Origin of the sequence: Myxococcus sp. AM011 (assembly GCF_013372595.1) — a bacterium.
Lineage (GTDB): Bacteria > Myxococcota > Myxococcia > Myxococcales > Myxococcaceae > Myxococcus > Myxococcus eversor.
The window spans coordinates 182568-194824 of sequence record NZ_JABXEM010000001.1 but is presented as its reverse complement, the minus strand read 5'-3'; the positions used below and the strand labels follow the sequence as shown (position 1 = coordinate 194824).

Sequence of the window (12257 nt, the reverse complement as noted above, 5' to 3'; positions counted from 1 at the left end):
GGTGTAGACCCCCAGGGCCCCGCGCCAGCCATGGCTCCGGGGAACGCGGCCCCACCGCTCCGGTTGGACAACACCGCCGCCCTCACGCACGGCGTCCCCCCGGGGTTCGTGGGGAGTGCCCTCGATAACGGCCGCCTTGGTTCCGCCTATCACCGTGAGGGGCCCAACGGGCGCTACCACCGCCCCGCCGACACGCGAGGAGGGGGCGCCCTGGGGGTCTACACCCGCGCGCAGGGTACGCAGCAGGACGGCTGGCAGGCGCAAGGCTACGGTGTCGGTAGCAATCCGAACAATGTGCAGATGGTGCTCAGCCCCAACCTGCTCCAGAACAGCAACAGGTGGCGCGCCTCGACCACCGACAACGGCGGCCGGGTGCCTGGCTCCAGAGTGGCGGACCAGGCCGGCCTGCCCGCGGGCAATCCCCTCCAGCGCTCGCCACTTTGGTCGCGGCAGTCCGAGGCCTCCCGCAACGACAACTTCAACAGGACGGTGAATGGCCCCAATCCCTCCCACAACAACGAGCAACTGCACTGGCAGCACATCCCCCTGCAGGGCAACCTCCGGGGGATGGTCACGACGTCCCAGGACTCCTTCGATACCGTGATGCGGCAACCCGGGGCATTGCGCAGCGGGCTGCGACTGCCCGGTGGCCCCAATGGCATCCAGGGCCTGGGGTACGTCAACGTCGGCAACGAGCGAGTCCCCGTCGTACAGACCGCGCCCAACTCCTCCCAGGCGAGCGCCCTCCGCCACGCGGGCATCTCGGATCCAGAAGGCAAGGTGCGGTAGGTCCGGACGCCACACCGGCCCGGCCAGCCTGGAGCGATGCCACCACCGGAATGGGTGGCTGGCATCGCTTCAGCCAACGCTCTCACTGGAGGAGCAAAGACGCGGGAGGCAGTGGAGGCCCCTCCCGAATCATCGAAGGAGGCGCGCGAGCGCACTCCGAAGGTCGGCGACACATCGGGCCTCGGAGGCTGTCGGTACCGTTGCGTTTCCAAGACGAGACTCAAGCCGCCGCATGGGCATCTCGTCAGACTGCTCGCAGGACGAGCTGTGTAATCTCCGCGGGAGCACCGAGTCGCATGGGAGGCCCCGAGAAGCCCGTGCCGCTGCTGACGTAGACCCAGGTCTCGCTGAACCTGGCGAGCCCGGCGACCACCGGTTGCCCCAAGCGCAGGAGCCAACCCATCGGCCACATCTGCCCTCCGTGGGTATGCCCCGACAACTGCAGGTCGACTCCGTGCCGGACAGCTTCGTGGATGGCCTTGGGCTGGTGCGCCAGAAGAATCAACGCCCGGCGCGTGTCCCGACCCGCCACGGCCCCTGGGAGGTCTACCCGGTGGCCGATGTCGAAGTGGGCGGACTCGTAGTCGTCGATACCCGCCAGGTGAAGAACCTGCCCATCGCGCTCCAGCTCCACGTACTCGTTGCGCAGGACTCGCACGCCGAGCTGGCCGAGGTGCTCGCACCACCGACTCGCATCCGCGTGGTACTCGTGATTGCCCGTGACGAAGTAGGTGCCGTGCGTGGAGCTGAGGTTCGCGAGCGGCGCGACATGCCGCGCGAGGTCTTCGACGCTTCCGTCCACCAAATCCCCCGTGATGGCCACGACGTCCGGGGCCAGCTCATTCACCGTCCTCACGACGTGCTCGACGAAGTCCCGCCCGATCATCGGCCCGATGTGCATGTCCGACAGTTGAACGATGCTCAGTCCATCGAGTTCGGGTGGCAGCTTCCTCAGCGGAACCTCCACCCGCTTGACGCGAACCCTCCGGCCTTCTCGAAGCCCCCAGCCGCTGGCGACCAGACCGGCCGTCACCGCGACCAACGCGCTCATGCGCGCCAACGCCTGCCGGCGGCCCGCATCCATCGGTTCGGAGCCCATGAGCGAGAAAGAAGCGCCGACCCGCAGCACGTCCGCCACCACGAGAGACATGAGCAACAGCGTGGACACGCCAATCCACACATAGACCGGCGTGAGCCACCACACGGACCACTCGGGAGGCACCAGGCGGCTCGCGAACACGCCCACGGGAATACTGACGGCGAGGACGACCAGGCTCCAGGTCAGCGTCCACGCGGCCGGCTTGGGGAGGCCGACATCCCGGACCAGCCGCACCCACAAGTAGTAGTGCTCGAATGCGAGCCATCCAACGCCGAGCAGCAGAAACCCGCTCAGCGACGTCCATGCCTCACCGAGCTTGCTCATGCCGACCGGGCCAGTGCGACCGCTCCCGCCTCGAGCGTGCCGCCGACGGGCACTTCGTCCTGATACTGCGCCTCGCCTGTGACGAGCGGGGCGAGCCTGGCGATGAGCGCCTGGGACCGCAGGCTCGAGAAGTTCGCGGCGTGCGCCTCCTTCGTGGTCCACCCCTCCGTGACGTGGACGACGTCCGGGTTGCTCGCGGAGCGCCCCACCCGATAGAGGACGCAGTCCTTGTTGGTGACAAGGCCTGTGTCACTCACCGCGGTGAGCAACAAGGCCACCAGCTCATCGCCTCGTCCCGGGGCAGCAGTCATTGTCGCCCGGAACCCGAACGTTGCCTTCATGTCGACCTCTTGGATTGCCGCGATTCGCGCGGCGTTGATGGTCCCAAGGTACGCGCGGCCGACCGGACGCTCCACCATGCGGGGTCCATATTTCTTTTGTTAGAGTCCGGCCATGACCGACCCACTCACGGAAGTCATCACCCTCCTCCAACCACGCGCCGTCTTCTCGAAGGGCATCAGCGGAGCGGGCCGCTGGGGGGTTCGCTACTCGGAATTTGGTCAGCCGAGCTTCAGCGCCGTGCTCGAAGGGAGCTGCCGACTCGCTGTCGACGGCCAGCCCGTCCTCACGCTCCAGGCGGGCGACTTCGTGCTCATGCCGGCCACGCCGGGCTTCACCATGTCCGGCTTCGAGCCGGTGGTGCCCGAGCGCATCGACGCCAAGGCGGCGTCCTCTTCGAAGGGTTCGAGGGGTGAGGTGCGCTACGGCACGCGCGGCGGCCGTCCCGACGTGCGCACGCTCGGCGGCTACTTTGTCTTCGACTCACCCGACGCGGCCCTGATGGTGTCGTTGCTGCCGGCCCTGGTGCACGTGCGCGGCGTGGAGCGGCTCTCGACGCTGGTCCAACTCGTCCGCGACGAGGCGAGCGACCAGCGCTCGGGCCGTGAGCTCGTGCTCACACGTCTCGTGGAGTTGCTGCTCATCGAGGCGCTGCGGTCGACCGCGAGCGACGACGCGCCTCCGGGGCTCCTGCGCGGCCTGGCGGATGCGCGGATCGCCCCCGCGATACGGCAGATGCACGCTCACCTCACGCGGTCATGGACGGTGGCACAGCTCGCGAAGAGCGCGGCGCTCTCGCGCTCGGCCTTCTTCGATCGCTTCACGCGCACCGTGGGCCTGCCCCCGATGGAGTACCTGCTGGACTGGCGGATGGCCGTTGCGCGGGGGCTGCTCCGCCGCCGGGAGTTCGCCATCAATGAAGTCGCCGAGCGCGTCGGGTACAGCTCGGCGAGCACCTTCACCACGGCGTTCAGTCGGCGCGTGGGCCAGTCTCCGGGACGCTATGCGCGGGCGAGCTAGGCGGCCTGCCCCCGCGGAAGCGGGCCGTGCCGCCTCGAGAGGTGCCTGCGCCTACTTCGCCCCGCTGGCCGCCGCGTCGACCCGCGTGTCCTCGGCAATCCAGTTCACCTCCCAGGTCTTCCCGCCGTCTTCCGAGAAGGCCTGCTCGAAGCGGACTGAATCAGGCGTCACGTCCGAGATGACGAAGCGCACCAGGATGGCGCGCCCGTCGAGCCGCTCCTGGGCGTAGAACTCACCGCGTCCGTCCTTGAACTCGCCCACGGTCGGCACGGCGAGGGTGCCATCGCGGCTGCTCGCGAAGTGCAGGCTCCACTGGCGCGTCTGAGGGTTGTACAGGCGCAGGTTCAGGCCCTCGAAGCGCCCACCCTCCCCTTCCGCCACGAGCTCCACGAGGTTGCCGCGGCCGTTCCACACCTTGCGCACGACGGTGGTGCCCTTCATCTCCACCCAGGTGTTCGAGCCCGTCAGCGGACGCAGGCGCCGCTTCAACTGCGTGCGCCAGGTGCCAATCTCGAAGTCGAAGTCGCGCTGGCCATCGCGCCGGGCTGGCGCGGAGGCCGCGCGCTCCTGGGCAAGCCCTGGGAGCGGGGACAACGCGAGTACGGGCAAGCAGGCGAAGAGCAGCGGCCGGAGCAGGTGGAGGGGGTTCATGCACGCGAAGCTAGAGGCGTGCGCGCCGCCCCGCTGTCAGGAACCTGCGCGGACCCGCTGCAGCTCCGCACGCAGGCGCGCGGGGCTGCTGCCCAGCACCTGGCGCACGCTCTGCGAGAGGTGGCTGTGGTGCGAGAAGCCCAGCTCCAGCGCGAGCCGCGCGAGGTCCCGCTCGCCCTCCGCGAACCGCTGCAGTGCCGTGAGCACCCGCAACTGGCGGCGGTAGGCGCGCAGGGACAGCCCCGTCTCCGCGTGGAAGAGGCGCATGAGGTGGAAGGGCGAGCAACGGGCCTCCCGCGCCACGGTGTCGAGCGAGAGGTTCGCCGAGAGCTGGGCCGCGAGCAGCGCGCGCACGCGTCCGACCGTGCGGCGTCGTGCGCCCCGGTCTCCGCGCGCGGGGGCCTCCGCGCGCTGCCTGGCCGAGGCGGCCACCTCGAGCAACGCGAACACCGACTCCTCACGCGAGAGCCGGTCTCCAGCCGGGTCGCGCAGCGCGGCACACACACGCGCGTGGCGCAGGTGCACCGCGGCGCTCAGCCCCAGCTCCGGATGGTCCGGGCCACGCCGTCCCCACAGCTCGTCGAAGAGCGAGGGTGCGAGCTTGATGACCGTCGCATCGTCTCCCTCCGCGCCTGGATGGCCGACCCGGTAGTCCACGCGCGGGTGATGCAGCAGCGCGGTGCAGGGGTCGGCGACGAAGCGCCGAAGCCCCCGGTGGTAGCTGAAGCAGCCGCGGCGCAGCAGCACCAGGTGTCCCGGGTCCCCGCCCCGCTCCTCCGCGGGCCCCGCGCGCGGATGCCGGCAGCGCGAGTCGAGCACGCGGAACTGCTCGGACTCGAGGAGGGTCAGCAGTTGGGCCATGGGTCTCCACCATCCTCCCTCGCGGGGCGCGTGGGAAGCCCGCCGGCGGGCCCACGCCTCGCGCACGGCGCGCAGGCCCTTCGCCAAGTCCAGCCGCCAATGATTGGGAGGTCCAGGAGCACCTCCCCGAGGCAGGGGGTACTCAGAGGAAAGAGAGACAGGAGTCCCCGTAGAGTCTCGCGCTCCTCGACGGGCAAGCCTCCGCACGCACGGGCGGGGAGGACGTCGTTCCGCCGAGGACTCCTCCACCCCACGTGCGCAAGAGAAGAACATGCAAGGAGTCTCCATGATTGCGAGAAGTATCGTCCTGGCAGCGGGATGTGCGGCCCTCGTGTTCGGGTGTGCCGAGCCACCTCAAGAGACACAGGAGATCGTCGGCAACCTGGTCAAGGCGGGCTTCCCCGCCGCCGACATCATGGTCGTCGAAGGGAAGGTCTACGTCGGGCGGGACGCCGAGGTGTCCCTGGCGGCGTCGCGCGAGATGCTCCAGGCCGGTGACACTCCCGAGGAGCAATACCGGACCACCAACCTCGTCAGCTCGTCGCTGGCGAAGATTTGCATCAACGGTTCGACGTTCACCGGTGCGTTCAGCACGGCGCTCGATCTCGCCATCCAGAACTACGACGAACTCCCCCTCACGTTCGCCATGGGGCGGGCGCCGAGCGCTGACTGCGGTTTCACCATCAATGCCGTGATTGACCCGAACATGAATGGCGGCGTCGCCGGGTTCCCGTCGAACGGTAATCCGTATGGGCAGATCACCATCGGTGGCCAGCTCAGCCAGTACGGCGTGGATGTCATCGAGCACGTCATCACGCACGAGATTGGCCACACCCTCGGGTTCCGCCACTCGGACTACTACAACCGCGGCATCAGTTGCGGCAGTGGCGGCAACGAGGGCGACGCCGGCGTCGGCGCGATTCACATCCCGGGCACGCCGACCACGGCGGCTGTCGGCGCCTCCATCATGAACTCCTGCTTCCGCTCGGTGGAAACGGGTGAGTTCACGTCCGGCGACATCACCGCGCTGAAGGAGTTGTATTCCCCGCCCCGTCCCGATGGGTACCTCGTCGGCGACTGGGAGAACGACGGGCGGTCGAACCTGGCGACGCGATTCGGCCCTTGCGTCTTCATGGACACCAACTTCGACGGTGTCGCGGATCGCACGCAGTGCTTCGGCAATGGCGGGAGCGAAGACCAGTACCTCGTCGGCGATTGGGACGGTGACGGCCGGTCGAACCTGGCCGTCAGGCGCGGCAGTTGTGTCTTGATGGACACCACCTTCGACGGTGTTCCGGAGGCCACGCAGTGCTTCGGCAATGGCGGGGGCGAAGACCAGTACCTCGTCGGGGATTGGGACGGTGACGGCCGGTCGAATCTCGCCGTCAGGCGCGGCCGTTGCGTCTTGATGGACACCAACTTCGACGGAGTTCCGGAGGCCACGCAGTGCTACGGCGATGGAGCGAGCGAAGACCAGTACCTCGTAGGCGATTGGGACGGTGATGGCCGGTCGAATCTGGCCGTCAGGCGCGGCAGTTGCGTCCTGATGGACACCAACTTCGACGGTGCCGCGGATATCACGCAGTGCTTCGGCAATGGCGCGAGCGAAGACCAGTACCTCGTCGGCGACTGGGACGGTGACGGCCGGTCGAATCTGGCCGTCAGGCGCGGCGGTTGCGTCCTGATGGACACCACCTTCGACGGTATTCCGGAACGCACGCAGTGCTACGTCCGCTGAACCCAGCCATGACAACGCGCCTGCGCGCCCGCGGGTGAGGCGCGCACGGTCGCGCGGTGCATGTCATGGAGACGTGGGCGGAGCCGCCGAGGAAACTGCCTGGCGTCGAGGTTCGGGCACCTCGTCTCCTCCGCCCACGCACTCCTGGAGCCGCATCCAGGTGGAGATGGCTCGCGCGACGCCGCGGCCATCCGCGGCCGCGAAACGACCGGTCAGGCGAAGAGCGGTTTGCCTTCTTCCATCGCTTCGCGGATGTCACTCGCGCCGATGCCTTCTTCACCCTCGATGAGGGAAGGATGGAGGATGCCCTTGACCGAGCTCGCTTCCTTCGGTGAGAAACCGAAATAGCGCGGCTTCTGCACCTCCGTACCCTCGTCCTTGGCCCGCTTTTCGGCCTCCTCCGCGTACTGAGAGAACGCGTGGTAGCTGCTCTTCCCGACGCGGAGCAGCCGCGCCTGGGGCTTCTGGCCAATCTCGAAGAGGCCATCCCCCGAAGCCTCGAGCCAGCTCCCGGCGCGCAGCACCTCCTTGACGGCGAAGTGCGCGGGCTTGCTGAGGGTGGTGACGAGCAACCCCTCGACGTGCATCGATTTGCCGACGTAGAGCATCGCGTCCACGCCAACGAATGCCTGTTGACAGAAGATCGACCCTGTCACGAACAGCGCCCCGTAGAAGTCGCCCTGGATGAAGAAGAGCGGGCCGTTGACGGTGAGGTCACCGTCGATGACGTGCAGCGTGACGTCCTCGTCGTCGGCCGCACCAAAACTCACGGGGCCGTCGATGACCACGTCGCCCTCATGGACGAGGTAGTGCGCGGGCTCCTCGGGGAAGACCTCTCCGAGGCCGTCCTCGCTGATGTCGTTGATCGTGTACTTCGCGCTCGCGTCCTCGAAGGGGAGCTCGCTCCACTCCAGTTCCTTATGAGATGAAGCCCGAGGGGAGGGGGCAATTGTTGGGGGCAGCGGCGGCGGGATAGAAGTCTCCGACGCAGAAGGAGGAGTGAATGTCGAGTCGAACCGTCTCCCGGAGGACGTTGCTCCAAGGTGCGTTGGTGGCAGTCGCATTCAATCCCATGAGCCGGAGCTGGGCCTCCACGCTGGAGGCTGGCGCGGTCTCCCTGCCGCCGCTCGATGGCGAGTTGCTGATGGACACGACGTCGCGGACCGCGGCCTCGGAGGACTTCGGTCACATCCTCCACCGCACGCCGTGGGCAGTGCTCGTTCCCGGTTCGGTGAAGGACATCGTGGCCATGGTCCGCTTCGCGCGACGCCAGGGCCTGAAGATCGCCGCCGCACGGGGCCTCGGTGAGAGCCACAGCACCTTCGGACAGTCCCAGGTGACGGCGGGCATCGTCATCGACATGTCCACGCTGTCGACCATCCACGAAGTGGGCGAGGACAGCGCCTGGGTGGATGCGGGCGTCCGGTGGCACGAGCTGCTCCAGGCCTCGCTTCCCAGCGGCAAGAGCCCGCCGGTGCTGACCGACTACATCGAGCTGAGCATCGGCGGGACGCTGTCGGCGGGGGGCATCGGCGGGCAGGCATTTCGCTGGGGCCTCCAGGTGGACAACGTCCTGGAGATGGACGTCGTCACGGGTCGGGGTGAGCTCGTGCGGTGCTCGCGCTGGCGTGAGCGGCCCCTGTTCGACGCCGTGCGCTCGGGCCTGGGCCAGTTCGGCATCATCGTGCGAGCGAGGGTGCGGCTCGTCGAAGTACCGCCCCGCGCTCGGACGTACATCGCGCTGTACAACGACCTCCACCGCTTCATGGAGGACCAGCGGCGGCTCATCGAGGACGGTCGCTTCGACTACGTCGAGGGCTCCGCCGTCGCCTCCAACGGGGGCCGGGCGTATCAGCTCGAGGGGGTGAAGTACTTCACCCCGGGCGCGGAGCCGCACGATTCGAGGCTGCTCGCGGGCCTGGGCTACGAGCCGGGAACGCTCCAGGTGAGCGACGGCAGCTACTTCGACTTCGCCAACCGGCTCGCTCCGCTGGTGGAGCTGCTCAAGCAACTCGGCGTCTGGGGCTTCCCCCATCCGTGGCTGGACATGTTCGTCCCCGCCCGGTCCGCCGAGTCCTTCGTCCAGGAGGTCCTTTCGCAGACCACCGAGGCCGACATGGGGCAGGGGCCCATCCTCCTCTACCCCTTCCGCGCCTCGGAGCTGACCACGCCCTTCCTGCGCATCCCCAACGACAGACACGTCTTCCTCTTCTCGCTGCTGCGCACCGCCATTCCACCGACGCCGGAGAACGTCGCGTCCCTCGTACAGAAGAACCGCGTCATCTTCGACCGGCTCACGGCCATCGGCGGGAAGCTCTATCCCGTGGATGCCGTGCCATTGAGCACCGCCGACTGGCGCCGCCACTTCCACCCCGCCTGGGAGCGGTTCGAGCACGCGAAGCGGCGCTACGACCCGGACCGCATCCTCACTCCGGGACAAGGCATCTTCTGACTCACGTGACGTCAGGAGGCGCGCCAGAGGTCGGCTCGGCTGCACCCAGACAGAGGGGCAGCCCTTCCGAGATTCCGGCTCGCGTGAATAAACCGGCGCGCTCCGCGTCAGGCGAGTCATGCGCCCACTCCTCCTCACACTCACGGCCCTGCTCTTCTCCGCGTGTTACCCCCATGCCGAAGTCACGCGGGTCCAGCTCGCGAAGCAGACCCCGTTCCACATCGTTCAAATCGACTCGACGTTCGTCTACCTCATCGACCCGCGCACGGAGACCTGCTTCCTGCTCGCGGGAGGCAGTGAATCCTTTGGAATGACGCACGTGCCCTGCGACAAGCTCAAGAGCAACGTGCCGGAGGCGGCGCCCTTCATCGCGTGGGTCCCCGACGCGCCAGCGGCTCCGGCGGTCGCGCACTGACACCCGGGTCGAAGTGTCTGCCTTCGCGCACCGACATGCGCTCGAAGGCAGTTGCTCCGTATCCTGGTGGCTCCCACCGTGTCCTCCTGGCTTTGAAGGGAGTGACATGCATTCGAAACATGGCTTCGCCCTGGTGTGTCTGGGATTGATGGGGTGCGCGGAACCGGACTCGGCGCCCGATACCGTCAAGGCCCAGGCCTGCGCGCCGGGCGTCGCCCAGCGGGTGAAGGTCGTCATGCCTCCGGGCGACGACCCGCCCTGGGACGAGCCCGCGCCCGAGAATCTGGTGGACGCCCAGGGCACCCTCTACTTCGCCGTGAACCTACGCGATGGCCGCGGCGCGCTGTGGCGCAGCGACGGCTCGGACGCGGGCACCTTCCCTGTGAAGTCCTTCCCGGCGGTGACACCCCTTCGGAACAGGGGCCTCGGCGGCCTGGTCCCGGTGGGCGGCCAGGTCTTCTTCCGGGTGTGGACGCCCGACACCGGCAACGAGCTCTGGGTGAGCGACGGCACGGAGGCCGGCACCCACCTGGTGGCGGACCTGATGCCGGGGGCGGCGGGCTCCTCCCTGTTCCTCCCCACCGCGATGGACGGCGCGCTGTCGTTCTTCCGGGGCGTCCCAGTGGGGGGCGGGACACAGGTGGAGTTGTGGCGCTCGGACGGGACGGCCTCGGGCACGGTGCGGGTCGTGAACTTCGGGGTGCTCGCCGCGCTCCAGGGGCCGAGCCTGAGGGTGGGCGGCGCCCTGCTCTTCTTCCTCGTCGGGCCGGGCAGCGGCACCGCGCTGTGGCGGACCGATGGCACGGCCTCCGGGACCTCCTTCGTCAAGCGGCTGGACGCCGAGGGAGTGCTCCTGGGTGACGCGAGGAGCGAGGACAGCGGAGCCCCGGGACTGTTCACGCTGCTCGACGGCCCCAACACGGAGGTGTGGAAGACGGATGGCAGCCCGGCTGGCACCGTGCGCCTGGACGCGTTCGGCCGGAGGATGCGGTTGCTCGGGGCGCTGGGGTCCTCGGTGTATCTGACGTCCGCGGATGAGACCACGCGGCGCATGGGGCTGTATGGCCTGTCCCTCGCTGGCGGAGGCAAGACCACCGTCAAGGTGCTGCCCAATCCCTACGCGGGCATGGAGGGGACGACGCCCTATCTGCAGAACACGGCCAGCTCCGGCGGACGGCTCTACTTCTCCGTGGCCATCGGCAGCCCCTTCCCCGGCCCCGCCGCGCTGCGCGTGGGCCTCTGGGTGACGAATGGCACCGCCGCGGGGACGGTGCAGCTCCCCGTGGAGCTGAGCATCTCGGAGTATTACTGGTCCCCGCTCTACGCCACGGGCATGGGCGCGGTGCTCTTCGGCGGGGCCGCGTCGGCCGCCTCGTACAACGAGCCCTGGGTGACGCGGGGCACGGCCATTTCCACGGGGCAGGCCGCGAACATCTCGGGAGGGTCGTCTCCCCAGGGCTTCGCCCGCGTCGGGGAACGGGTCTACTTCAGCGCGAAGGACGACACGGCCGAGCCCCAGTTGTGGTCCCTGCCCGCCGACCTCGCATGTCCTCCGGGCCCCGCTCTGGAGTAGGCGCTCGCCCCGCGCGTCTTGGTGACGCGGAACTTCCAGGGGAGCGTTCGTCGGAGAGGAGCACCTGCCGCCTGGGAATCAGTGTCCCCCGAGGAACTCCGTGAGCAATGGGGCCACCGCGTCGGGACGCTCGTAGTGGGGCAGGTGCCCGGCTTCGTCGATGACGTGGAACTCCGCGTGAGGCAGGGCCGCGCGGACCTCTTCGGCGATGTGCAGGGGCGTGATTCGGTCGTCGCGGCCCCACAGCAGCAACGTGGGTACGCGGCGCGCGGCCACACGGTGGAAGACAGGCGCCGCGGTGTGGATGGCCATGTGTCGCAGCGTCGAGAGCAGCGCGTGGCCGAATCCCTCGATGCGCGTGGAGGGCAGGAAGCGGGCCTCGAGCTCCGCGATGAGCTCGGGGCGGCGTGAATAGCCCGGCAGCCGTGCTCGCAGTTGCCGCTCGCCCATCACCGCGAAGAGGACGTCCCCCAGCACGGGCACGTGCATGAGCCGAACCCCTGGCGACAGCTTCGTCCCGAAGCCATCCGGTTCGATGAGGCACAGGCTCCGGACGCGCTCCGGATTCCGGTCCACGTACTGCACCGCCAGCAGCCCGCCGAAGGCGAGTCCCACCAGGTGCACGGGCGCGTGGAGCCCCAGCGCGGCCAGCAGCTCCGTGAGCTGCCGTTCAAACAGCTCCGGGCCGTATCTCACCTTCGGTCGGTCCGAGTCCCCTCGGCCAAACAGGTCATAGCGCAGCACCCTGTGGCCCGCGCGCACGAGCGGCTCGACCAGGGGCTCCCAGACGAACAGCGGCAGTGTGGCACCGGGAATCAACACCACGGCGGAGCCTCCTTCGGGGCCATCCAGCAGGTAGTGTGTCTGCCCATGGCTCAGGGCGATGAATCGCCCAGGGGCCTCCGCCCGGAGCCGCGCGTCGAGGGGAATTGACGAAGGGGTTCGCATGGCCAGTGAGTAGCGCCGGGCCCCATGGCGCGGAAGGGACCGCTGGCG

Annotated in this window: 12 protein-coding genes; 6 read left to right on the top strand and 6 right to left on the bottom strand. The window is 68.7% G+C overall.

The genetic code is table 11. From position 1 onward, the window contains the following. Positions 1–789, top strand: a 789-nt coding sequence (locus HUW62_RS00665; RefSeq protein WP_217911009.1) for a hypothetical protein, incomplete at its 5' end; no start/stop codon positions are given. A 244-nt stretch (positions 790–1033) separates the two neighbouring features. On the opposite strand, the gene HUW62_RS00660 is transcribed toward HUW62_RS00665, so the two are convergent. Both HUW62_RS00660 and HUW62_RS00655 read right to left on the bottom strand, forming a co-directional pair. Beyond that, positions 1034–2212, bottom strand: coding sequence for a metallophosphoesterase (locus HUW62_RS00660; RefSeq protein WP_176433243.1), 1179 nt, complete (start codon positions 2210–2212; stop codon positions 1034–1036). Then, complete coding sequence (locus tag HUW62_RS00655) at positions 2209–2553, bottom strand: putative quinol monooxygenase (protein WP_176433242.1); 345 nt, start codon at positions 2551–2553, stop codon at positions 2209–2211. Before HUW62_RS00655 ends, HUW62_RS00660 begins: the two co-directional genes overlap by 4 nt. Before the next feature lie 112 nt (positions 2554–2665). On the opposite strand from HUW62_RS00655, the gene HUW62_RS00650 reads away from it, so the two are divergent. After that, entirely contained in the window at positions 2666–3571 is a 906-nt protein-coding gene (locus HUW62_RS00650) for an AraC family transcriptional regulator (protein WP_163866687.1), read from the top strand. Positions 3572–3622: 51 nt separating this feature from the next. Here the strand turns inward: HUW62_RS00650 and HUW62_RS00645 are convergent, their stop codons facing one another. Beyond that, on the bottom strand, positions 3623–4222 hold the full coding sequence (locus tag HUW62_RS00645) for a hypothetical protein (RefSeq protein WP_163866686.1): 600 nt from the start codon (positions 4220–4222) through the stop codon (positions 3623–3625). Between the two features lie 36 nt (positions 4223–4258). Continuing rightward, on the bottom strand, positions 4259–5083 hold the full coding sequence (locus HUW62_RS00640; RefSeq protein ID WP_163866685.1) for an AraC family transcriptional regulator: 825 nt from the start codon (positions 5081–5083) through the stop codon (positions 4259–4261). A gap of 286 nt (positions 5084–5369) precedes the next feature. Between HUW62_RS00640 and HUW62_RS49590 the strand changes: the two genes are divergently transcribed. Continuing rightward, positions 5370–6821, top strand: coding sequence for a zinc-dependent metalloprotease (locus HUW62_RS49590; RefSeq protein WP_303626810.1), 1452 nt, complete (start codon positions 5370–5372; stop codon positions 6819–6821). A 212-nt stretch (positions 6822–7033) separates the two neighbouring features. Here the strand turns inward: HUW62_RS49590 and HUW62_RS00630 are convergent, their stop codons facing one another. After that, entirely contained in the window at positions 7034–7609 is a 576-nt protein-coding gene (locus HUW62_RS00630; protein WP_163866684.1) for a hypothetical protein, read from the bottom strand. Positions 7610–7824: 215 nt separating this feature from the next. Here HUW62_RS00630 and HUW62_RS00625 point away from each other — a divergent pair, with 215 nt between their 5' ends. From HUW62_RS00625 to HUW62_RS00615, 3 genes are all read left to right on the top strand, one after another. Beyond that, positions 7825–9273 carry an FAD-binding protein gene (locus HUW62_RS00625; RefSeq protein WP_176433241.1) on the top strand — a complete coding sequence of 483 codons (1449 nt, stop codon included), beginning with the start codon at positions 7825–7827 and terminating at the stop codon, positions 9271–9273. 118 nt (positions 9274–9391) lie between these two features. After that, entirely contained in the window at positions 9392–9688 is a 297-nt protein-coding gene (locus HUW62_RS00620) for a hypothetical protein (protein ID WP_176433240.1), read from the top strand. Positions 9689–9794: 106 nt separating this feature from the next. After that, positions 9795–11261 (top strand): hypothetical protein, encoded by a 1467-nt coding sequence (locus tag HUW62_RS00615; protein WP_176433239.1) that lies wholly within the window; start codon positions 9795–9797, stop codon positions 11259–11261. Positions 11262–11339: 78 nt separating this feature from the next. Here the strand turns inward: HUW62_RS00615 and HUW62_RS00610 are convergent, their stop codons facing one another. Continuing rightward, complete coding sequence (locus tag HUW62_RS00610; protein WP_176433238.1) at positions 11340–12209, bottom strand: alpha/beta fold hydrolase; 870 nt, start codon at positions 12207–12209, stop codon at positions 11340–11342. Positions 12210–12257: the final 48 nt, after the last annotated feature.